General features: G+C 43.6%; 17 protein-coding genes. 9 read left to right on the top strand and 8 right to left on the bottom strand.

Features of this window, described 5'->3' with window-relative positions; all coding sequences use genetic code 11:
* Positions 1 to 92 precede the first annotated feature (92 nt).
* The gene (locus QL886_RS05675; protein WP_290177937.1) at positions 93 to 2,048 is read right to left on the bottom strand and encodes a tetratricopeptide repeat protein; all 1,956 of its coding nucleotides are present in this window, start codon (positions 2,046 to 2,048) and stop codon (positions 93 to 95) included.
* 551 nt (positions 2,049 to 2,599) lie between these two features.
* On the opposite strand from QL886_RS05675, the gene hemA reads away from it, so the two are divergent.
* The 4 genes from hemA to QL886_RS05695 all read left to right on the top strand — a co-directional run bounded on the left by hemA (position 2,600) and on the right by QL886_RS05695 (position 6,712).
* A complete protein-coding gene (gene hemA, locus QL886_RS05680; RefSeq protein WP_290177939.1) occupies positions 2,600 to 4,027 on the top strand; it encodes a glutamyl-tRNA reductase in 1,428 nt (475 codons plus the stop codon).
* Positions 4,028 to 4,384: 357 nt separating this feature from the next.
* Entirely contained in the window at positions 4,385 to 5,521 is a 1,137-nt protein-coding gene (locus QL886_RS05685; RefSeq protein ID WP_290177940.1) for an aminotransferase class V-fold PLP-dependent enzyme, read from the top strand.
* Positions 5,522 to 5,756: 235 nt separating this feature from the next.
* The gene (locus QL886_RS05690; RefSeq protein WP_290177941.1) at positions 5,757 to 6,194 is read left to right on the top strand and encodes a YeeE/YedE family protein; all 438 of its coding nucleotides are present in this window, start codon (positions 5,757 to 5,759) and stop codon (positions 6,192 to 6,194) included.
* 98 nt (positions 6,195 to 6,292) lie between these two features.
* Positions 6,293 to 6,712, top strand: coding sequence for a DUF6691 family protein (locus QL886_RS05695; protein ID WP_102090866.1), 420 nt, complete (start codon positions 6,293 to 6,295; stop codon positions 6,710 to 6,712).
* 207 nt (positions 6,713 to 6,919) lie between these two features.
* Here the strand turns inward: QL886_RS05695 and QL886_RS05700 are convergent, their stop codons facing one another.
* On the bottom strand, positions 6,920 to 8,584 hold the full coding sequence (locus QL886_RS05700) for an AMP-binding protein (RefSeq protein ID WP_290177942.1): 1,665 nt from the start codon (positions 8,582 to 8,584) through the stop codon (positions 6,920 to 6,922).
* 402 nt (positions 8,585 to 8,986) lie between these two features.
* On the opposite strand from QL886_RS05700, the gene QL886_RS05705 reads away from it, so the two are divergent.
* Both QL886_RS05705 and QL886_RS05710 read left to right on the top strand, forming a co-directional pair.
* Positions 8,987 to 11,122 (top strand): NADPH-dependent 2,4-dienoyl-CoA reductase, encoded by a 2,136-nt coding sequence (locus QL886_RS05705; RefSeq protein ID WP_290177943.1) that lies wholly within the window; start codon positions 8,987 to 8,989, stop codon positions 11,120 to 11,122.
* Positions 11,123 to 11,281: 159 nt separating this feature from the next.
* A complete protein-coding gene (locus QL886_RS05710; RefSeq protein WP_290177944.1) occupies positions 11,282 to 12,514 on the top strand; it encodes a serine hydrolase in 1,233 nt (410 codons plus the stop codon).
* Between the two features lie 199 nt (positions 12,515 to 12,713).
* Here the strand turns inward: QL886_RS05710 and QL886_RS05715 are convergent, their stop codons facing one another.
* The 4 genes from QL886_RS05715 to QL886_RS05730 all read right to left on the bottom strand — a co-directional run bounded on the left by QL886_RS05715 (position 12,714) and on the right by QL886_RS05730 (position 15,980).
* Complete coding sequence (locus QL886_RS05715; protein WP_290177945.1) at positions 12,714 to 13,718, bottom strand: lipoate--protein ligase; 1,005 nt, start codon at positions 13,716 to 13,718, stop codon at positions 12,714 to 12,716.
* Positions 13,719 to 14,255: 537 nt separating this feature from the next.
* The gene (locus tag QL886_RS05720; RefSeq protein ID WP_290177946.1) at positions 14,256 to 14,600 is read right to left on the bottom strand and encodes a hypothetical protein; all 345 of its coding nucleotides are present in this window, start codon (positions 14,598 to 14,600) and stop codon (positions 14,256 to 14,258) included.
* Positions 14,601 to 14,653: 53 nt separating this feature from the next.
* Positions 14,654 to 15,136 (bottom strand): toll/interleukin-1 receptor domain-containing protein, encoded by a 483-nt coding sequence (locus tag QL886_RS05725; protein WP_290177947.1) that lies wholly within the window; start codon positions 15,134 to 15,136, stop codon positions 14,654 to 14,656.
* A 430-nt stretch (positions 15,137 to 15,566) separates the two neighbouring features.
* On the bottom strand, positions 15,567 to 15,980 hold the full coding sequence (locus QL886_RS05730) for a hypothetical protein (RefSeq protein WP_165597771.1): 414 nt from the start codon (positions 15,978 to 15,980) through the stop codon (positions 15,567 to 15,569).
* 604 nt (positions 15,981 to 16,584) lie between these two features.
* Between QL886_RS05730 and QL886_RS05735 the strand changes: the two genes are divergently transcribed.
* A complete protein-coding gene (locus tag QL886_RS05735; RefSeq protein WP_290177949.1) occupies positions 16,585 to 17,514 on the top strand; it encodes a DMT family transporter in 930 nt (309 codons plus the stop codon).
* 244 nt (positions 17,515 to 17,758) lie between these two features.
* The gene (locus QL886_RS05740) at positions 17,759 to 18,862 is read left to right on the top strand and encodes an alkene reductase (protein ID WP_201568238.1); all 1,104 of its coding nucleotides are present in this window, start codon (positions 17,759 to 17,761) and stop codon (positions 18,860 to 18,862) included.
* Between the two features lie 87 nt (positions 18,863 to 18,949).
* On the opposite strand, the gene QL886_RS05745 is transcribed toward QL886_RS05740, so the two are convergent.
* Positions 18,950 to 19,915: a pirin family protein gene (locus tag QL886_RS05745; RefSeq protein ID WP_290177950.1), complete on the bottom strand. Its 966-nt coding sequence runs from the start codon at positions 19,913 to 19,915 to the stop codon at positions 18,950 to 18,952.
* Positions 19,916 to 20,156: 241 nt separating this feature from the next.
* Positions 20,157 to 21,497, bottom strand: coding sequence for an NAD(P)/FAD-dependent oxidoreductase (locus tag QL886_RS05750; protein ID WP_290177951.1), 1,341 nt, complete (start codon positions 21,495 to 21,497; stop codon positions 20,157 to 20,159).
* Positions 21,498 to 21,844: 347 nt separating this feature from the next.
* On the opposite strand from QL886_RS05750, the gene QL886_RS05755 reads away from it, so the two are divergent.
* Complete coding sequence (locus QL886_RS05755; protein ID WP_057758078.1) at positions 21,845 to 22,723, top strand: branched-chain amino acid ABC transporter permease; 879 nt, start codon at positions 21,845 to 21,847, stop codon at positions 22,721 to 22,723.
* Positions 22,724 to 22,783 lie beyond the last annotated feature (60 nt).

The raw sequence follows: 22,783 nt of genomic DNA on the forward strand, positions 1-22,783 counted from the left end.
AATTTATAAATGCTTCAGTTTTATAAAGACCTTGTCAGTCATCATATCTCTGTAATCGCAAAGTCCAAAAAGCATATCCAAAACTAGCACTATTAATACAGCTGTATGCGGTCATTGATATTGTGCTGTCCAAATGAGAAGCGCTGCTGCAAATCTGCGAGTAATGCCTCAACTTTTTCATTGTTACCTAAGCCTTGATAGGCGCGCAATAACAGCGTACCTGAGCGCAGAGTTGGCAGCACATCATAAGGTGTCTGTAGATAGTCGATGACCTGCTGATAGTTTTCTTTGGCCAATGCATTGCCTGCCAAGACATTTAAGGCTTGCAGATGTAGGTCGTTATCATAACGTGGATCATCATAGCGAATCTGAATAATCGCTGTCGCTAGTGCCAGACCTTGTTCTGAGCTGCGCTCATTTGCCAGTAGCAACTGTGCATAGCTTAACTGATAAGATAAGTTGCTAGGATCTAAAGCCTGCAAATGGTTGAGCAGGGTACGCTTAACGACATAGTCTTCTTTATCATCTAACAGCTGAGCCCGCGCGAAAAGTAGCATTTCATTGTCAGGATATTTACGAGCGGCACGGGTTAGTAAGCGCAGAGCTTCATCCGACTCGTTTTGTTGCCACAAGATATCGGCTTGCATGACAAAAGTGTCAGGCGCGAATACTGTGAAGTCTTTGCGCAGCTTTTCTAAAGTCGCGATTGCCCCATCGACATCGTTATCGAGTAATTCAAACGCCACTACCTTTCTACGCGCCTCTAATACCAAATCCTCTTGCATGACGCCATTGAGATAGTATTTGGCTTGATCGAACAACTGCTGACGCTCAGCACTGATACCTAGATAATAGTAGGCTTGATCAAGATAAGCTGGACTCTTAGCAAGCATATTGAGTAGCTCATCGGCGCTAGCGTACTCTTCAATATCTAGGCTTACTAAAGCTGCAAGCAGGGTAATTTCAGAATCATCATTGAAACGGCTATGCGCTTCAAGCAATAACTTCCAAGCTTGTTCGCTTTGCTTTAAATCTAATAGATAGCGAATCTCATATAGATATAAGCTTTTGCTATCAGGGTTGCGTAGACGAGCTTGACTGACATAATTGATAACAGTCTCTGCGGTTACGATTTTGCGCAATATATCGGCTTTTAACGTAATAAAGGGCACGTAGTCTGGCTGACGCTCTAGCGCTCGATTGATATGAACGATAGCCACTTCAGGTTCGTTAAACTGATAGAGTAAACCTGCTTTTAATACCGACAATGAGGCATTTTGCTCGCTATCTAGCGGCTGCAACGCAGCAAGAAGTTCACGTTTGTCATCATCATTATTTGGATAAATACCTATGAGGATTTCACTTAAGTCTGCGCGTGGGTCATAGCGCAAGATGCGGTTTAAAGTTTCACCCGCTAATATATAGTCGTGGGCACGTAAAGCCAAATGCGCAACATAAAACCAAGCAGGTACGTGGTCAGGGTTTTGGTCTTGCCATGTCTTGGCAAACTGTAATGAGTCTTCAACCCTTTCGTTACGCAAAGACAGGCTAAGCGCTCTCTCAAACACGGCTGTCGCATCTTCTTTAAAAGACTGTTGCTTATAAATAGAGACCGCGCGGCGTTTGTCATCGCGATCGGCAGCAAACTCAGCATCCAGTAGAGCGTACAAGCTTGGTTCACTCAGCTCAGGTTGCCATAGACTGGCTGGTGCTAGGCCATTAATGTTTTTTACGTTTTCTATGGTGAGCGTATCTTCATTATAAGGTGTATCAATCGCGGCATTACTATCATTCACTTTATTGCCATTTGGCTTATTGGCAGCGGCCGTATTATCGGTAGCAGCGGATACTTTTGGAATTTTTGCTTCTAGCAATACATCGGGATGACTAGCATGAACAGGGGCTGCCAAACATAGGCATACGGCCAAAGACAACGCTAGCTTATAGCGTTGACACAGGCGCTCAATAGCGACATGCAATAAAGCACGGAAGCTAGAGTATTCGCTATAGGGATGTGGTGACCGAAGTAATGACCCAAAAAAAATCATAGATAGCCGTATTCGCCCATGGTTTACCTACACAGATAAGGCAAGTTTGTTTTAATCATTTTAAGTTATATATTAGCAATATGTACCCATGACAAACATTATAAGAGTAGACCGATGAGATAAACAATAGCATCCGTGTTACTCAGGTATTGGCAGGTCTGGCTGTATGAATATGCTACTAGTAGCGAGCACGTTGCCAAAGAACGATACTGAAGATGATTAAATATAGATAGGTCTGTCGAACTGAATATTATAGAAATATAACAAGTTAAGATAGAGTAAGCGAATGATTTAACATTATATTATTGACCATAAGTCAAAACCTAGCTATTGATTTTATAAATCGTATGAGTAGTTGATTTGTTACATTTGCGACCAGATACAGAGATATGGTTATCATAGATGGGTGAGTGTTAATTAAAGCCCGCAATAATGATATAATAGGCGGTTTTTAGGGTCTTCCTTTTTAGCGCTATCGTCAAAAACTGTCTTTTAAAAATAATAAGATAGCGTAAGGGGCAACTGAGCGTCATGTTTATGGTCTATCGATAATGAGATTAGTGGTCATTGGGGTCAATCACAAAACTGCACCAGTCGCTCTGCGAGAGCGCTTGGCGCTTGTGGGTGACGATGTAAATGTCGCACTCAAACAAATAGAAGCCTTTACTGATGGTAGCGTGATCGTCTCTACTTGTAACCGCACCGAAATCTATGCACTAGTGCCGCACACTTCAACGTCGCATCATGCTAATAGCCCATTGTCTGACTCACAATCATCTGATATACAGGATGTCAAAACTGCTGGCCATTCATCATCCAACAATACTTTATCCAACAATGCTTTTAGTAGTAGCATGAATATCTCATCTGCTGCGATTAGTGCGCATATTACCAAGATCAAAACGTGGCTGGCTGACTTCAAGCAATTACCACTCATTGATATTGATCCTTATCTCTATGTACATCGTGATACTCATGCATTGACTCATTGGTTAAGAGTAGCGGCTGGTCTGGACTCTATGATACTGGGTGAGCCGCAGATTCTCGGGCAAATCAAAAACTCTGTGCATCTGGCTCAAGACCAAAAAGTATTGAGTAATCAGCTCGGTTGGATCATCGATCAAGTATTCGCTGCCGCCAAACGTGTGCGTAACGAGACGCAGGTTGGCGCACAGGCCGTATCGCTTAGCTTTGCCGCCGCCAAATTGGTCACTCAGATATTTGATGATTTACCCAGTCGTACGCTTTTGGTCGTTGCAGCAGGCGAGATGAATCGCTTAGTTGCTACCCATATCGCAGGGCTAGGGGTCGGACGAGTCATTATCTGTAACCGTAATCCCGAACGTGCCGAAGCCTTGGCGGCTGAACTGCGTGGCCCTAATCGCCGCGTAGACGTTAGACCCTTACAAGAATTACCGCAAGTATTGGCAGAAGCCGATATCGTTAGCAGTTGCAGTGGTAGTATGGATTTGTTGATTGATAAGACAATGACCATACAAGCGCTAAAGCGTCGCCGTTATCAGCCAATGCTTATGATAGATTTGGCCGTACCGCGCGATATCGATTCGACCATTAGCCGCATTGATGATGTTTATCTGTACTCTGTCGATGATTTGCAGCATGTGATTGCAGGTAATATCGAGCAGCGTCGCCAAGCCGCAGTGGATGCTGAACTGCTAGTGAGCCAATTGGTGGTTGAAATAGACCGTCGCTTTCAGGTTCGCCAAGTTGGCAAAGATATTCAGCAATACCGTGCGTGTACTCAAGGTCAAGTGGATAAGCTGCTGCATGAATCTATTGCTAAGCTGCAACAAGACGATGTTAGTCCAGAAGATATCATCACTGAGCTATCACGACGTCTGACTCAAACATTGACCCATGCACCATCGAAATTGATGCGCAAAGCCGCACGCGAAGGTGATAGTGAGTTGCTAGACTTCGTAGTATCAGGACTACAAGATGCTCATCGTGGGCATTGATGCTTTCATCGTGGCTTTATAAATCAAAACTTATCAACCAATACCTACCAATAAATGCTCGATAGCGCAAGTCATATCGTTGCCTGAGCGTATCGTTGTCAACCTTCAGTATCAGTGCTAATATCAAGCTCTCATGGATGGCTTAGGTCAAGATATGTGCTGGTGTTTGCTCGTAATATGACTATAAATATATTAACTTAATGTTAGTAGACCTCATCAGTGTCCGTTGTTTTTTGTTCGTTTAAAGACAACGTATCTCTAGACAGCGCAAGACCTCACCATCAAAATAATAGCACTTGATTATAGTGCTATCTAATCCATGTCGCATATTATCTAACCATACACTAGGAGTGTTCAATGCCTGCATTACGTCAAGATATCGATCCAAACGGCTTATTAGAGTATTCAGTGGTTTACACCGATCGTGCGCTGAACCATATGTCAAAAGCCTTTCAGCAAGTGATGAACGACCTATCTAGTGACCTAAAATCTGTGTATAACGCTGACGCCGTGGTGATCGTTCCTGGTTCTGGTACTTATGGTATGGAAGCAGTCGCTCGCCAGTTGGCAAATGATGAAGACTGCCTAATCATTCGTAATGGTTGGTTCAGCTATCGTTGGACGCAAATTCTAGAAAAAGGCAGAATCGCCAAGTCATCTACAGTGCTCACGGCCAATCGTGCCGATGACAGTGAGTCGCCAAAACCGTTTGCTCCAGTCGATATCGACGTTGCCGCAGCCAAAATCAAAGAAGAAAAGCCAGCAGTTGTATTTGCGCCGCATGTCGAAACCTCATCGGGTATCATCTTGTCAGATGACTATATCAAAGCGTTGAGCGAGGCTGTGCATAGCGTCGGCGGATTGTTAGTCATTGATTGCATCGCCTCAGGCTGCGTATGGCTAGATATGAAATCATTGGGTATCGATGTACTGATTAGCGCACCGCAAAAAGGTTGGAGCAGTACGCCGGGCGCTGGATTGGTCATGCTAAGCGATGCTGCTGTCAAAAAAGTGGACAGCACTGAATCTGATAGTTTTAGTATCGACCTAAAGCAATGGTTAAATATCATGCGTGCTTACGAAAATGGCGGTCATGCGTACCATGCGACTATGCCGACAGATAGCTTACGTCAGTTCCGCGATGCCGTGAATGAAGCTAAAGCAATCGGTTTTGATAAATTGTGTGACGCGCAGTGGGCACTTGGCAAACGTATCCGTGAAGTATTAGAAGCCAAAGGCGTTGAGAGCGTCGCTGCCGAAGGTTTTAAAGCACCTGGTGTTGTCGTCTCTTATACTGATCGTGATGACATGCATAAGGGTAGCGCGTTTGCTGAAATCGGAGTGCAAATCGCGGCTGGCGTACCATTGAAAGTGGGCGAGCCTGATAACTTCAAAACTTTCCGATTGGGCCTGTTTGGCTTGGATAAATTGACTGATATCGATGGCACAGTAGCGCGTTTTGAAACGGCACTTGATAAGGTACTGAGCCAGTAAAAATCGCCATTAAGCGAGCTGATAAAGACAGTAATAGGATAGCTTATTAAGTCTTTTTCACTGCCCTTTTTAAAGCCTTTACAGTACAGTCTTTACAGTTATAAAAAATACTGAACTATTAGTGTCATGCTAGGTTCAGTATTTTTTTACCTTTTTATTATATTTTATAATATAATGTATTTTTATAAATTAATACTCAAGTACGTATTTAATAAACTTAATTAGGTAGTCCGTTATGAGCATACAAATAGACTGGCAAGCATTTACGCCGATCTCCTTAGTTGGGGGTCTAATGCTAGGCGTAGCGACGGTTATCTTACTGCTAGGTATCGGCCGTATAGCAGGTATCAGTGGCATCTTTTCAAGCCTACTAAAACCCAAGCGTGTAGAGATGTGGCAGGTGCTATTTATACTGGGTCTGGTCATCTCACCACTGCTATATCAGTTGGCAAGACCGCTACCTGAGGTAGCTATCAGTACTTCCGTGCCATTATTGGTTGGTGCAGGGTTATTGGTCGGCTTTGGCACGCGTTTAGGTTCAGGATGCACGAGTGGACATGGTATCTGTGGCAATGCGCGTCTGTCTCCACGGTCATTGGCAGCGACCGTCACCTTTATTCTGTTTGGAATTGTGACCGTTTATATCGGTCGTCACGTACTAGGCCTGCTGTAGCGAATTCATGGCAGATTGCCAGATGAAGGTTGATAGCTGGGCCCATACGCGAACGACATATAATGGTTAATAAAAGATAATAATAGCGAGATACGACGATGCTAAAAAATATAATCGGATTGCTAGCAGGATTGCTGTTTGGACTTGGACTACTGGTGTCAGGTATGACCGATCCTGTAAAGGTACAAGGGTTTTTGGATATCTTTGGCGCATGGGATATTTCCCTTGCACTGGTAATGGGTGGTGGCCTGATAGTGGCATTTTTCGGTGTGCGATTGGCAAAGCGTCAACAGAGCAGTTGGATTGGTACACCAATTGATATGCCGAGCAAAACTGTCATTAATAAAAAATTGCTTATCGGTGCGATGTTGTTCGGTATCGGCTGGGGGCTGGTTGGTATCTGTCCAGGACCAGGAATTGTATTGCTTGGTACTGGCCAATGGCAAGCCTATGTGTTTATTCCTGCCATGATTATAGGAATGCTAGTTTATCAATGGCTTGAGCCTAAGCTTGGCTGATATAGTTAGTTCTCTATAAATTGGATACGGTGTCAGCCTCGCTTAGTCTACTATTTGTAGTACTTTCACTTGGCTTCCTTGTCTCCAAATTATATTGAACCAACTATAGTATAAATAGATTAGCATTCGAAAAAAGGTCAGTCACTTATACGTGATTGACCTTTTTTATGAATATTAATTTGTGACAGGATTTAATATATTGTCAGATTATTTTGCACTGGCAGTTACTTTTGGCGTTTCGTGTGCCAATGATTTTGCTGCTTGGCGTAGCTCAAATTTTTGTACTTTACCGGTACTGGTCTTCGGTATTTCTGCAAAGACTACGTATTTTGGCACTTTAAAACCTGATAGGTGCTGACTACAATGCTCCATCACCGTATCACGTTGCAGAGTGCTACCGGCGTGAATCTCGATAAAGGCGACAGGTACTTCGCCCCATTTATCATGTGGCGCGGCGACGACGGCACAGCTCTCAATCGCAGGTAGTTTATACAAGACGTTTTCTACCTCGATACTAGAGATATTCTCACCGCCTGAAATGATGATATCTTTTAGTCTGTCCATGATTTTGATATAACCATCAGGGTACTTAACACCCAAATCGCCTGTACGGAACCAGCCATCAGCGAATGCTTCTTCGGTAGCCTTGCGGCTTTTTAGATAGCCTTTCATCACCATATTGCCACGTAGCGCCAGCTCGCCCATCTCTTCTCCATCAGCGGCGACTGGTTCAGTCGTACCTTGCTTAAACACCTCAAACCCTGCCATCAAGTGAGAAGTCATGCCTTGACGTGATTTCTTTTGGGCGCGTGTGGCCACATCAAGCTCATTCCATTCTTCCTGCTCAGCGCAGACCGTCACTGGCCCATATACTTCAGTGAGACCGTAGACATGCGAGATATGAAAGCCCATCGCCTCCATTGCAGCCAGCATGGTTTCAGACGGCGGTGCACCAGCGACCCAACCTTTGACGGTATGGGTGATGGCTTCTTTATACTCAGGTTTGCCGCCTGCAATCATATTGTGCACGACTGGCGCAGAGCAGTAGTGGCTAACTTGATACTTAGCAATCAGCTGCAATATCAAATCAGCATCAATTTTTCGCAAGCATACATTGACCCCAGCACGCTCGGCGATGGTCCACGGAAAGCACCAACCGTTGCAGTGAAACAGTGGTAGCGTCCACAGGTACATCGGGTGTTTGGGCATATCCCAATCTAAAATATTAGAGACAGCATTGAGAGTTGCGCCGCGATGATGATAGACCACACCTTTGGGCTTGCCTGTCGTCCCAGAGGTATAATTCAGCGCAATGGCATCCCACTCATTTGTCGGCATCTCCCAATTATCCAAGCTGTCTGAACTGGCTATCAATGCTTCATAACTCATGAGCCCAAAGCGCTCGACATCGACTGCTTTGTCCGTTGAATGAATGACGATTAAGTCTGGAAAAGTCTCATTGATGATCTCAGCATGTTCAGCAAATTCGCTGTCTAAAATTAAAACCTTGGCTTCGGAATGCTGCAAACAAAAGGTAAGCGCATTGATATCAAGGCGTGTGTTCAACGTACAGAGCACACCGCCTGACATCGGCACACCAAAGGCGCATTCGACCATCGCTGGCGTGTTCGGTAGCATCACGGCTACGGTGTCGTTTTTATCGATACCTAATTTGCGCAGGCCGTCAGCCAGTTGACGACAGCGAGTATAGGTCTGTTGCCACGTCTGAGTAAGGTTGTTGTGTTCTAGGTCGTCATAAATGATGGCAGTCTTATTGGGATAAACTTGAGCGCTGCGAATGATAAAGTCAATAGGGGTAAGTGGTTGATGGTTGGCGGCGTTTTTGCCGAGACCTGTATGGAAATCTGTCATGATGATAGTCCTTTATCGTATTTTTATAATGCGTCAGTACGTTAACGTCAGTATATTATTTAGTATAGTAATCTAGCATAGAAGTTATAGGTATAAATCGATATTTATCGATTTATACCTTAGTCTAATTTTTAGGTGACATTAAGCTAACGGTATATAATCTACCTCAAAAGTTGGCTAGGTTTTGTGGTGTTTGCTTAACCATATACCACAGTACCGTCTGATACACCGTCCCGCTCGTTATAGCAATTAATATAGTGCTCACTCATCAGTCGCTTGTCTGCATAGCTGACAATAATCGCGGTGTGTTACGATATCGATGATGCTAAACCCTTAGCCCGATTAATTCTAAAAAGCCGTTTTTAAGAAGTAGCCTCATAAACTATTCATAAGGAAAATGATATGTCTGCCAGCCATAGTGCCAATACGATCCAAACCGCTAGCACCAATGAACACTATCCGCATTTATTTGAGCCGCTAGATTTGGGCTTTACTACGCTAAAAAACCGTATGGTGATGGGCTCGATGCATACTGGGCTTGAAGACCGTTTCTATAATTATGGCAAGCTGGCGGCGTATTTTGCAGAACGTGCCAAGGGCGGCGTGGCAATGATGATCACTGGCGGCATCTCGCCCAATCGTGAAGGTTGGTTGTTGCCTGCTGGCGGAACGATGAATACTAAAGCTGATGTTATCAATCACCAGCGCGTCACCCGTGCTGTGCATAAGCATGATAGCAAAATTATTATGCAGATATTGCACAGTGGTCGCTATGGCTATCATCCTTTTGCCGTATCATCCAGCCCAATAAAGTCACCAATCTCACCGTTTAAACCGCGTAAAATGAGCATCAAAAATATCGAGCAGACGGTAAAAGACTATGCTCGCTCAGCCAAACTTGCCAAGCAAGCAGGCTATGATGGCGTCGAAATCATGGGCTCTGAAGGTTATTTACTCAACCAGTTTTTATCAAGCCATGTGAATAAGCGTAAAGACATCTACGGTGGTGATATTCATGGACGTATGAAGTTCGCTGTCGACGTGGTCAAAGCGGTACGCGAGGCGACTGGCGAAGACTTTATTATTCTATTCCGCCTATCAGTGATTGATTTAGTCAAAGACGGTAACGTCATGGATGAAGTCATCACCGTGGCTAAGGCACTAGAAGAAGCGGGCGTAACCATCATGAATACGGGCATCGGCTGGCATGAAGCGCGTGTGCCGACGATCGTGACGAGCGTGCCACGAGCCGCTTTTGTTGATTTCACTGCTGAAATCAAAAAGCATATTAGCATCCCGATGATGGCAGCCAACCGTATCAATATGCCAGAAACAGCAGAAGGAATCGTTGCGACTGGTCAAGCTGACATGATTCAGATGGCGCGTCCATTCTTGGCTGATGCGCATTGGGTCAATAAAGCCAAAAACGGACAGACAGATCGCATTAATACCTGTATCGCCTGTAACCAAGCCTGCCTCGACCATACGTTCGAAAATAAACGCTCGACTTGTTTGGTCAATCCCCAAGCCTGTTATGAGACTGAACTGGTCTATAAAAAAACCAAAAAACCGAAAAAAGTCGCCGTCATCGGTGGCGGTGTCGCTGGTATGTCAGCTGCTCATGTGGCCGCTTTACGTGGTCATGACGTAACTCTGTTTGAAGCTAAAGATGTGCTTGGCGGACAGTTTAACTACGCTAAAGTCATCCCTGGTAAAGAAGAGTTCTTTGAGACTATTCGCTATTATATCAATGAGCTTGAGCATCTGGGTGTTGAGATTAAACTGAATACCAAAGTCGATAAGGACATGCTTGAAAAAGCTAAGTTCCATCATGTCATCGTGGCAACGGGTGTCGTACCGAGAAGTCTAGAAGGTAAGCTCGAAGGGGCTGAGCTGCCACAAGTCATGAGCTATGCTGAGCTGCTGTCTGGCGAAAAAGCAGTGGGTAACACAGTAGCGGTCATCGGTGCTGGTGGTATTGGCTTTGATGTCAGTGAATATCTGACAGCCAATCATGGTCAGTCACTTGATGAGATCGGCCCTGAAGGACTAAAAGATCCAAGCTATCGCCCTGAGCCACAGTCAATCAATGAGTGGCGCGAAGAGTGGGGCGTGACCAACGATACCGACTATCAAAGTGATGGTGGTCTGGTCAGACCAGCAGCGATTAAACCAATTCGCCAAGTTTATCTCATGCAGCGTAGTAAAGGCCGTCTGGGTAGTGGTCTGAACAAAACCTCAGGCTGGGTACATCGTGCGCATATCAAGTCTCACGGCGTGATCCAAGTCGCTGGTGTGCAATATGACAAAATCACCAACGAAGGTATCTGGGTGACTAACCCACAAGGTCAAAGCCAGTTATTACGTGTCGATAGCGTCGTTGTCTGTGCCGGTCAAGAGTCAGTCGTTGAGCTGATGCCAAATGTTGGTGATGCACCAGACGCGCAGTACCACTTAATTGGTGGTGCTAAGCTAGCAGCTGAACTAGATGCCAAACGCGCGATTCGTGATGGTGCTGAGGTCGCTGCTCAGATTTAAACTCTTTAGCATTAATGTTAAATAATGGACGGCGAGGGGGTATCTCTTGCCGTCCTTTTTTATTTAGATAGGCTGTATTTATATGTATAGCTCACCTGCTGATGCTAATACACTGAAATCAGCAGAAACAAAACTTTGCCATATTAAAAGGATTTTACGATGGCTATATTCAAAATATTATTTAAATGGATAGTGCTACCTATCATAGGGCTATTGGTAGTTATTAGCCTAGGTTTGGTGGTGACTGGTAATGCCTATATTTTTCGAGGCATACAGCTTACTTATTTCAAAGGTGAGACCACTGCTAATATAGATGATTACAAGGATTTCGATAATCGGATTATTAGTACAAAAGATCCTATAGAGTGGGATAAGGACATCAACTTCGGCAATATCTCCCTCACACCTGCCTTACAAAATGCCTTAGACACTGACCAAACCGTCGCCTTTGCCATTATCAAAGACGGCAAGCTACTATATGAGAACTACTGGCAGGGCTACAGTGGCGACTCACACACCAACAGCTTTTCTATGGCAAAGACCGTCACCACCATGCTGTATCTAAAAGCGGTAGAAGATGGTTATATCTCTAGTATCGATGAGCCAATTACTAAGCTGCTGCCTGAGTATGCAGACAGTGAATATGCCCAAAACTGTACGCTTGCAGATTTATCGGCGATGACGTCAGGCTATGATTGGACAGAAGATTATTATTTCCCAGTCAATCCCACAGCAAAATCCTACTATGGGAATGACCTAGTAAAGCATATTACTAGCCGACCTTTTGTAGAACAGTGCGGTGGTCAGTTTGATTACTCCTCTGGTGATACTCAGCTGCTAGGTATTGCGTTGTCACGTGCATTAGAAGCGCACGGCTATACGATTTCTAGCTATTTAGAAGAGAAGTTTTGGCAGCCGCTAGGTATGAAAGGTGATGCTTATTGGTCGCTCGATGGCTCACAAAATATCGAAAAAGTGTATTGCTGCTTAAACGCTAGTGCACTGGACTTTGCGAAATTCGGACAGCTGCTGTTGAATGGTGGTGAGTGGCAAGGTGAGCAATTGCTGAGCAAAGCGCATGTTGATTTTATGATTACGCCAAATGCAGCAGCATTCACAAAAGGGCAAGCGCAAATATACGGACACTCGGTATGGACGGATATGGACAGTCCAATTCCATTTTATTCGATGCTTGGTCACTTAGGTCAGCGAGTGTTGGTATTGCCCGAAGAGAATGCGATTATCGTTAGACTAGGCAAGCAAAAAGGCTTACCTACGCCGGTGGAGGGTTTTCATTTAGAGCCGGACTTGGGTCAGTATGTCACCGAAGTCAAAGCTATTTTAGATAGTTTGGCTGATTTAGATGATTCGTCTGAGTTATCTAGTGAGTAATGGGTTGTTGAGTAGAATGTTCCTCTAGCGATCCGAATAGATAAAACGTCTCTATTTCAAACACACTTACGAAGATATCAGGTAACAAAATTATCAGGCAGTCAGGTTAGCCACTAATCCTGCTATCTCTTGTCTTCGCAAGTGTTCTTACAAATTGCCATTTTTAAAAGTTGAAGCAGAATTTTGCTATATTCGAAGATTAACCTTCCATCTCGCCAACTAACCACTGCTCAAAATCACTAACTTGCGCTGCCAATTCAGGTTGCGCTTTTGTTAGGTCATCGAGCTTGTTTTTAATCTCAGGCTTATTATATTTAACGCCAGTCAATGTCTTTTTAAGCAGATCAATAAGCTCAACATTGAGCGCGTCAGAGAAGATAACAACCTCTGTAATTATGGCTTGCTTCACATCCATATGCACATCCATCATGCCCCAATCAAAGCGCTTCTCGATATGATGAGTAAACTCAGGCGTTTTACCAAAGCGCCAATCCCAGTCTGCCATCTGCTGATAGTAAGCGTTTAGTGTGGGCTGCTTAACAAGGCTAGCCTCATCTAATTGCTCAACCTGTGCAGTCTCTCCATGATATTCACAAAACGCTTCGATGATCGCATCAGACAAGGTCTCGTGATTGATAGTCTCATTGAAATCTACCAAGTTTGCCACACGAGCGCGCACAGATTTGATGCCTTTTGCTTTAAGCTTTAGTGGATGCGGGTTTAGATAGTCGCCAAGCTTTTGCATGTTGGCATTGACCAGCAATGTGCCATGATGAAAGCTGCGATCGGCGGCATGTCTAAATGCGCTGCCCGATATTTTGCGGTCGCCGACCTGCATATCGTTACGACCAGACAGCGTGGCGTCTATGCCGAGTTTCTTAAGCGCATTGATGATGACGGTGAAGTTTGCTTCTTGATCGTAAGCATCACTGGGCGATAAAAAAGTAAAATTGGTATTACCCAAATCATGGAACACAGCACCGCCGCCACTCTGTCGCCGAGCCAAAAATACATTGTCTGCTTCCATCTTATCGGTTTTGCACTCTACCCATGGATTTTGCGAGCGTCCAATAACCACGGTCTCAGAGTTACGCCATAAAAATAGGGTATGTGAGTCGGGATTGAGCGTATTGAATATCCAATCTTCGGTGGCAAGATTAAACCAAGGATTGGTCACAGCAGACTTTAGGATGCGCAGTTTCATGTATTTGACTCGTTAATAAACTGGGTTGGTGAGTAGGTTTTATAAATAGGTAGCACCATTCTTACCGATGCAAGTTTGTAATTCAATGGCGGTGTGGTGGGAATAAGTTTTTGAGGTTTTGTATATAGTGATGGATCGAGGTATTTTGATTAGGTTTTAGAGAAGGTAATTTATAGTTTTTCGGAGGAATGGTTAGTTGTTGGAGCTAATCCTGCTATCCGCTTGTATCTCACTTGTTGATGGCGTGCAGACTACTTTGTCTGGTGGTGTTCCTGTTTCTCGATACCGCCACCAACCATAGTCCACACCACCATCTTCGACGTAGGATATACCGCTACTATCAGGGCTAGCAGTGAAAACTGTTACCTTCTATGCATTTATCGTGATTGAAAGTATAGTTATTAGCAATAATTCATAGATTGACATTTTAGCCTATACAATTACGAAAAATAAAAAGCCATGCAAAAAGATGTTTAGACTATAATTTATAAAATAGTTATTACATTTTTATCCAGTTCAACGCTTTTCTAATAGTATTTAGCCAACTTCATTTTTCATAGCATCAAAAACTACATCCAACATTTTTAAGAATGCTTGTATAGAGGCTAATATAAGAGCAAAAGTGACTGCAATGTACGCATCATGTTTTGATACATAATTACTTGTAATACTAGAGCTAACAGCAAGGATGAAAGCTATTGTAAAGTAGGTAGTAGCTTGCCAAATTTCAACTTCGCTTTTATTTTTAGGTGAGAATCTTTCGATTTGTCTCAAAACAAAACTTCCTATGAATTTAAATACAATTAATCCAAACCCAAACCCAAACAGTAGAGGTAATATTATTATAACTGCTACTAAAGCCAATAAAATTTCAATAAACATACTACACCTCAATTAAATATATGTTAGAAAAGAAAATAAAGTTATTCAGTACGTTAGATTGTTACTAATTCAGCGAGTTTGGCGGCAATATTCGTTATTGGATCTTCAGCGGTATTTAAGCCACTTCGCGAACCTAACAAGGGGCTAGCATCGCGAAGTTCTTCATATGTTGTGTCATGTACAATAGGTACGAGCAAGTCAGTAGCTAGAAGTGCTGAAAGCTCTTTATCTGCAATTCCCTCTCCTGCTATCCTATCTAAAAAAGAGGGGGTAACTAACACTATTCCGACTCGAGATTTTACTAGACCTTTATCTATTTCACGAAGCAGATTAGTACCTAAGAGGACATCCTTTTCGCTAAACCAAACTGAAACGCCCAAAGACTCAAGAAGATCGTGTAGTTCCTTTGCTACTCCCTTTCGATCATCCCACGCGTGACAAAGAAATATATCTCTAAGATCTGGCTTAACAGCTCGTCTTTCAATATTTTGACGAACTGGTGTAAGTGTCCGTACTTCAGCTGAGGTGTAAACCACCGATGAACCTGCTTTTGACCAACGTGGTTTTGTGCTGCTAGACCTTCTACTGCTGCTTGACCCGCTAGAGCTACTTCCTAAAGCTGAATATGATGGAGGGGAGTAAGTTGAGTATCCACTTCCATATCCGCGACTACCACCTCTACATGCCGGACAAGCTGCTGCTGCGCTTGCTGAACGATGACCATTTACTGGTGCTGTGCATCTTGCCATAGTACAATTATCCTTTTGATACATTTGTTAGGTATTAATATATTCTGAATTGAATTTTATATAATATCAATGCTCCCCAATTTATGCGCGTCATTTAGTGTCGTGTCTAGATAAAAGCGATGATTTGAACTATGCCATAAGCATATTGCTAGTAACACTCTCAAGTCCTTTTTAATAGAAAGCTGCGCCATACGTTATACGTTGATGCTATCTAGTGTTATTTAGCACAAATCTCCCACTGCGATTTTGTACTAAGATAACATTGCATAACCGCTTTACCAGACTGTGCATAGGCATCACTGACGATACGCTGATTGGTTGGCAGACGATATCTGATGATCGCGGGCTCGTCATTGACGGTGGTCGTCCATCCAGTCACTTCATTACGGTCATTATAGTTTGCACTGGTAGAGGTTGCCATTTTGCCAAACCCTGGCAGGTTATAGGAGACCTGTCTAAAACTATAACTCATCGCTGCACCCTCAGCGCCCTCATACTGACAGTTTAGCTTTTTTTGCAGTTTATCTTGTTTATAAACATAGCAAGTGGTCTCATCTGAGAACTGACCAACCCCGCAAAAACCTGCCGTTGCAACTGATATCATACCGATAAATAACGCTATCCTTTTCATAATCATTCCTCAATAATTTATTAATCCTACTAATGATGTTTGCCATCTATTTTTTGTATTGCCAAATACTAACCAATACCTTGTAGATAGTAGAAAATTAGTAAACAAATATCAACTAATATATTTTAAGTAAAACTTGAATTTATTTATCAGAGCTACTTTTATCATCAGCATTATTAAGAGTAGCTGTTATAGGGTAGTGTTATAAGAAGGGTTTACTATGACTGTGAATCTGTTTTTATAGGTATTGAACTGATGGCTTACTTAAGGATGACTTTGGAGTTCTTTAGTATGTGAATAGAAAGGCGTTGGAATAAGCTAAAGTATAAGAGCTATAGGATCAGTGCTGCTTGCTATATGGTGCTTAATAAAAGAGATTTGTCCAAATTTATAAATTATCAAAAGGTGAAAACCTTAAAACTGTGCTAGAAAAATTAATAAGTGGATAAAAATTCACTATAAATTCTATAAAAAATTACCCATCAAACAATTAAAAAGTTATCATCATGGGTTTTTAATTACATGATAATTTCCCCAACGTACCAGATGCTTATGACCGACACGAGTTGGCAAACGCAGTCTAAGCGCTTAATAGGATTACCCAATGACCAACCGTGACCTCATCATCTTTGTGACGCTCTCTTTTATGTGGTCACTCTCTTTCGTCTTTTATCGTATTGGCGTACCTGAGTTTGGCTCATTGGCATTTGCCAGTTTGCGTGTGATATTCGCCGGATTGGTCATGTTGGTCTTTGTATTGCTCAATAAGAAAAACAGAGTAGGCATCAAGGAGCATTGGAAAATGCTAGCGCTCGTCGGCTTGTTTTCGGCAGCGCTACCTTTTGTGTTGTTCTCGTTTTCTGCGCAATCAGTGAACGCAGGCGTGCTAGCCGTGCTAAATGCTTCTGTACCGATGATGAGTGGTTTTATCGCTAGGGTCTTCTTTAAGGATAGGCTATCGAAAAAACAAGCACTCGGTTTGGTCATCGGAGTGATTGGGGTAATCATACTGATGAGCGAAAGCTTGTTTGGTGGCGGCGAGCCAGGCAAAGGATTGATCGAAGGGCTACTACCGATGGGCTACGCGCTGTTGGCTTGTGTAGGTTATGCGCTTGGGGCTAACATCACCAAAAACTATCTGTACGAAGTATCGCCAGTCGCTATCACTGCAGGCTCGCTCATTATCGGTAGTATCATTATGCTGCCTGTGGCTTTTAATGAGTTCCCATATGGTAAAGATATCAGCATAAAGGCGTGGGTATCAGTGATCTGTATCGGGGTATTTTCGACCGCCATTGCCCTTATTTTTATGAATCAGCTGATTAAAAATATTGGCCCGACGCGCGCCACTAGTATTACTTTAGTCATTCCAATTTTCGCCATTATTTTAGGGTATCTACTACTTGGTGAAGCCTTAAATATCCAAGCCATCATCGGTTCAGTAGTGATATTGTTTGGTACATATCTGTCATTAGAGCTGTCTGTCAAAAAAATGCTACAACCAAAGAATTCCACGCGGGCGACGAGAGTTTAAGCTACGGTAAACTGTCTTCGTAGCCTTTAATTATAAAGATTCGAATATCTAAATATTGGTGTTTCTGTTTGTAAATATTGCTTGGAATAATCGCATTTGCCCCCTATAAAGAACTCGGCTTATGAGTAGCGTACTTCGCAAATTATAGAACGACAGCTGAGTGCTACCTACTAATATAAGTGCTATTTATTACCAATAATAGTAAACCTGATAGTAAGGTTTAAAACAATAAACAGGGCTTTTTATGGCACATGATAATTTATTTGAAACCGTCAAGATGGGTACCCAAACCCTAAAAAACCGCATTATTATGGCACCGTTGACGCGTCTACGTTCGGTTGAGCCAAGTGATGTACCAACAGCATTGGCAAGCGAATATTACTCACAGCGCGCAGGTTCTGGCTTGGTAATCACTGAGGCAACGCAAGTATCTTTCCAAGCGAAAGGCTATGCTGGCGCGCCAGGCGTTCATACCAAAGACCAAATCACTGCGTGGAAAACCATCGTAGACAATGTCCATGCTAAAGGTGGCAAAATCGTCGTACAGCTATGGCACACGGGCTTAGTTTCTCACGAGAGTGTACAGCCAGACGGTAAAGCGCCTATCTCTGCTTCTAACGTTGATGTTGGTGTACGTACCTCGCTACGTGACAGCGATAACCAAGCCATTCGTGTAGATGCAACGCCGCCACGTCCAGCCACGCTTGAAGAAATAAAACAAGTTATCGCTGACTTTGGTCAAGCCACTAAGAACGCCAAAGAAGCGGGTTTTGATGGGGTAGAGATTCATGGTGCCCATGGTTACCTATTGCATCAGTTCTGGGTTGAGCAAACCAACCAGCGTGATGATGAATACGGCGGTAGCCGCGAAAACCGTGCGCGCTTGACGCTTGATGTTATCGATGCGTGTGTAGACGCTTGGGATGCAGATCATGTTGGTATTCGTATTTCACCACTGGGTACGTTCAACAACGTAGAAGCTGGATATAACGAAGACGAAAATATCTGGATGATTGAGCAGATTAACAAACGCGGAATCATGTATCTGCATCTGTCAGAGCCAGATTGGGCAGGTGGTACGCCTTATAGCGAAGACTTCCGTAAGCGTGTGCGTGCTGCTTTTGATCAAATGATTATCGCAGCTGGTGGTTACACTGCTGAAAAAGCAGAGCAAAATGTGAAAGCAGGTTATATCGATGCAGTCGCCTTTGGCCGTGACTATATCGCCAACCCTGACTTGGCTGAGCGTATCCAAAAAGGCGCGCCGCTTAATGAGCAGCATCCAGAGTCTTTCTATGGTGGCGGTGCTGAAGGTTATACCGACTATCCATTTTTAGACCAGGCGTAATAGTTAGATTTTTAACTAAACAACGCAATATAAAAAGGCCGTTTAACTAGCAATAGTTGAGCGGCTTTTTTTAAGCCTAGATTTTTATTATTTGCCGAAAATACCTATTTGATAATCACGAAAGGTTTGACGTAGTTCTTCTTGAGTATTCATGACAAAGGGACCGTGACCTGCGACTGGTTCGCCGATTGGCTTGCCGCTTAGCAGTAGCAATTTGATAGGGGTATCGTCATCGGTAGTTGCGGGGTAGGTCAATTCGATAGTATCAGTAGCAGGTAATGATGGATGTTCAGATTGAGTGCCTACATGATTTCGAATAGGCGCTGAAAACTCAATTAGGCTGCCTGCGCTGACGGCTGTACCGTTGACCAATACTTGACCTTCTTGTACCAGCAGTAGGGTGTTGTGTGTTTTCGGTACTTGTAGCGTGGTTGTACCTGCTGTATGTAGCTCGATATCCCACATATTGACAGGCGTAAATGTCGTTGCGGCACCCGTTATTCCATGCCAGTCACCGGCAATAATGGCAGCTTGACCGATGATAGTTTGCTCGTCGCTATTGTCTATCAGATCAACAATAGGCATATCAGCACGTTTGATAGATTGGTATTTTGGGTCGGTCAGTTTGTGGGCGCTTGGCAAGTTGACCCATAACTGCACCATACTAAATATACCACCACGTTGCCCAAAAGCTTCAGAGTGGAACTCTTCGTGTAGAATACCGCGACCAGCAGTCATCCACTGTACATCACCTTCTAAAATATCGCCGCGCCCACCTGTTGAGTCTGCATGGCTAATCTCACCTGAATAGGCGATGGTTACGGTTTCAAAACCTTTGTGTGGATGCAGTCCAACACCATGCGGTTGCAGTTTATAATCAGGATTGGGTAAAAAGGTCGTAGGCTTACCGTAGTCAAATAATAAAAAGGGATCGGTATGGCTGTAGTTAAAATCAGGATTGTTATCGAGATGGTTGATTAGGGTTTTTACGAAAAACCCATCACCTACCCAATGCGGCTTTTTATCACCATGAATATGCTTGATTGGACGCATGGATTACCTCATAAGTCTAAGTGGCATTGCTATCAATAGGATGAATGCCTTACGTTAATTCTACTATGAAAATAGACTTATGTTGTGTTTATTCTCATCGTTCTCTAAGATTACTGTCTAAAACCATTTAACTATCATCAAACATACTGTCAGCCATTATCTGAACATTGATCAATTATTCAAATCCTAACAGACACTAAAGCTACTATTGTCGCGATAAATAGTGAAGCTATTAAGGTGATTAAACGACTTCACCACTGACAAAACCACTGGCCCAAGCCCATTGAAAATTATAACCGCCAAGCCAGCCAGTCACATCGAGTACCTCACCGATAAAATACAAGTTATCTTGCAAGTTGCTTTGCATCGTTTTGGAAGATACCTCGTCGGTTGTGACGCCGCCGCGTGTGACCTCAGCCGTTCGATAGCCTTCCGTACCAGAGGGCTTGAGCTGCCAGCCGTTGAGCGTAGCACCAAGTTCTGTAAGTCGCTCGTCTTTGATATTAGCAAGTTCTGTATCTTTGATGTCTTCCCACAGATGCGTCTGTAACGCTGCCAATAGCTTCTTGGGTAATGCGTTATCTGTATTTTCTGCCAACACGGTACGAATCAGTTGGCGTGGGTGTGATTTTTTGCGAGCAAGTAAAAGCTGAGTGACATCTATCTCAGGCAACAGATTGATACTGATGGTTTCGCCAGTCTGCCAATAGTTGGAGAGCTGTAGCATGGCAGGGCCAGAGAGACCGCGATGGGTAAATAGGACAGGTAATTTAAAAGAGATACGCTCGTTACTGGCAATAACTGGCAGACTGATACCAGCCAAAGCGCGGATGAGATCGCCTATTTTGTCAGTGAAAGTAAACGGCACGAGACTGGCATCAGTAGGTACGAGCGTATGCCCGAACTGCTGCGCCAACTCATAGCCGATACCACTTGCTCCCATGGTCGGGATAGACAGACCACCAGTAGCGACAACTAAAGACTCACAGCTATAGCGTGTCTGCGCAGATTGAGCACCGCTCGCGATGTCTTTTTTACCAAGCTTTTTGCTCGTCGTTAGATAAAAGCGTTCGCCTTTATCATGAGCAGCAGTTTTAACATGATCAATTTGAGCATTAAGCTTTACTTGTACGCCTACAGCCATGCATTCATCTAGTAGCATAGACAAGATGTCTTGTGCTGAGTCGTCACAGAACAGCTGACCATGTTCGCGCTCATGGTAGGCAATCTTATGCGACTCTACCATGCCGATAAATTCCCAACTCGGGTAACGACTTAGCGCTGATTTGCAGAAGTGGGGATTGGCACCAATAAAATGCTCAGGCTCCACAAAGTAATTGGTAAAGTTGCAGCGACCACCACCCGACATCAAAATCTTTTTGCCAGCTTTATTGGCATGATCCAACACCAATACGCGGCGACCACGGCGACCAGCAGTCAGTGCGCAATACAATCCTGAAGCACCAGCACCGATGATAATGACGTCATAGTGGTTATCAGTAGATTTTTTGGCTGACGATGGATTACCCGCTGATGAATTGCTTGGCTTAACTGGCTTTGCTTGTTTTGGCATTTGACTCATGATGATGACTTATAGAATAGGTTTGGATAGACGATATAAAGTAGCTAATTATACCATGGCAATAATGGCGGTGTTTTTAGGTGAGTAATATAAATAGCTTTTGCCACTTGCTATAAATCATTGAATAACTTTGATTTTTCTATAGACAATAATTCGTAGTTGGTATAATGTGAATATATGAATATTATTCGCTACTACTGCTGCCATATTGATTACTTCCTAAAACGCTAGTCGTTTTGATACAAAGAAAATGAATTTCTTTACAAGTAGTTGATGAAAAAGTCAGTCGATTGAACCGCTTATTCAAACATTGTCACGGATGATAATGTTAAGACAAAAGGGACTTTATGGATATCCTACAACTGCTCATTAGCGGGATTGCTAATGGTTGTATATATGGGCTGTTAGCGCTGGGTTTTGTACTCATTTACAAAGCTTCAGAAGCGGTCAATTTCGCCCAAGGCGACATGCTTATGCTCGGTGCCTTTTTGGGCATATCTTTCATCAATGCCGATCAGGCAAACCTTCCCTTCTTATTAGGCATCACCTTTGCTGCTGTCATCATGGGTGCATTTGGCTACTTACTCGATCGCTTTATCCTACGTGGTATTTTTGGTCAACCGCAATTTGCGATGGTCATCCTTACCATCTCGCTTGGTTTCTTAATGCGCTTTGTCGCTGGTGTTATCTGGGGACATAGCCCAGTCTCACTACAGACACCGTTTTCAGGCAAGATGTTGGCATTAGGCTCACTCAGTATCGCTTATGTTGACATCATTATCATCATATCTACTATCGCATTAACCTCCATTTTGTACTTCTTTTTTGCCCACACGCGGCTTGGTATTGCGATGCAAGCCAGCAGTCAAAACCAAATGGCAGCCTACTATATGGGTATTCCCGTCAAGCGGGTCAATGGTATCGTTTGGGCATTGTCAGGGGTGGTTGCCGCACTTGCCGGCATACTATTTGCGGCCAAAGGCGCGATTGAACCCTCTGTCGGATTACTATTCGGTATCAAGGCCTTTGCCGCTGCGGTAATTGGTGGATTAGGCTCCTTGCCTGGTGCGCTGGCAGGCGGATTGCTAGTAGGGGTGATAGAGCCTTTTGCTGGGCGTTATCTACCGCTAGGTCTTAGTCAAATTGCGCCCTATGTGGTTATGTTGATCGTACTAATCGTACGTCCGGGCGGTATTTTTTCTCAGGTCAAACAGAAAAAAGTATAGAAGCTTTGATCCAAGGCAGCTTTGATTCAAGGATGATAAAGCGGCCTCCAAAACTTTTCA

Source organism: Psychrobacter sp. APC 3281 (genome assembly GCF_030407815.1).
Lineage (GTDB): Bacteria > Pseudomonadota > Gammaproteobacteria > Pseudomonadales > Moraxellaceae > Psychrobacter.

Excerpts from the sequence above, each read along its gene's own strand:
- QL886_RS05675 (WP_290177937.1), bottom strand. The coding sequence starts at position 2,048 with ATGATTTTTTTTGGGTCATTACTTCGGTCACCACATCCCTATAGCGAA.
- hemA (WP_290177939.1), top strand. The coding sequence starts at position 2,600 with ATGAGATTAGTGGTCATTGGGGTCAATCACAAAACTGCACCAGTCGCT.
- QL886_RS05685 (WP_290177940.1), top strand. The coding sequence starts at position 4,385 with ATGCCTGCATTACGTCAAGATATCGATCCAAACGGCTTATTAGAGTAT.
- QL886_RS05690 (WP_290177941.1), top strand. The coding sequence starts at position 5,757 with ATGAGCATACAAATAGACTGGCAAGCATTTACGCCGATCTCCTTAGTT.
- QL886_RS05695 (WP_102090866.1), top strand. The coding sequence starts at position 6,293 with ATGCTAAAAAATATAATCGGATTGCTAGCAGGATTGCTGTTTGGACTT.
- QL886_RS05700 (WP_290177942.1), bottom strand. The coding sequence starts at position 8,584 with ATGACAGATTTCCATACAGGTCTCGGCAAAAACGCCGCCAACCATCAA.
- QL886_RS05705 (WP_290177943.1), top strand. The coding sequence starts at position 8,987 with ATGTCTGCCAGCCATAGTGCCAATACGATCCAAACCGCTAGCACCAAT.
- QL886_RS05710 (WP_290177944.1), top strand. The coding sequence starts at position 11,282 with ATGGCTATATTCAAAATATTATTTAAATGGATAGTGCTACCTATCATA.
- QL886_RS05715 (WP_290177945.1), bottom strand. The coding sequence starts at position 13,718 with ATGAAACTGCGCATCCTAAAGTCTGCTGTGACCAATCCTTGGTTTAAT.
- QL886_RS05720 (WP_290177946.1), bottom strand. The coding sequence starts at position 14,600 with ATGTTTATTGAAATTTTATTGGCTTTAGTAGCAGTTATAATAATATTA.
- QL886_RS05730 (WP_165597771.1), bottom strand. The coding sequence starts at position 15,980 with ATGAAAAGGATAGCGTTATTTATCGGTATGATATCAGTTGCAACGGCA.
- QL886_RS05735 (WP_290177949.1), top strand. The coding sequence starts at position 16,585 with ATGACCAACCGTGACCTCATCATCTTTGTGACGCTCTCTTTTATGTGG.
- QL886_RS05740 (WP_201568238.1), top strand. The coding sequence starts at position 17,759 with ATGGCACATGATAATTTATTTGAAACCGTCAAGATGGGTACCCAAACC.
- QL886_RS05745 (WP_290177950.1), bottom strand. The coding sequence starts at position 19,915 with ATGCGTCCAATCAAGCATATTCATGGTGATAAAAAGCCGCATTGGGTA.
- QL886_RS05750 (WP_290177951.1), bottom strand. The coding sequence starts at position 21,497 with ATGAGTCAAATGCCAAAACAAGCAAAGCCAGTTAAGCCAAGCAATTCA.
- QL886_RS05755 (WP_057758078.1), top strand. The coding sequence starts at position 21,845 with ATGGATATCCTACAACTGCTCATTAGCGGGATTGCTAATGGTTGTATA.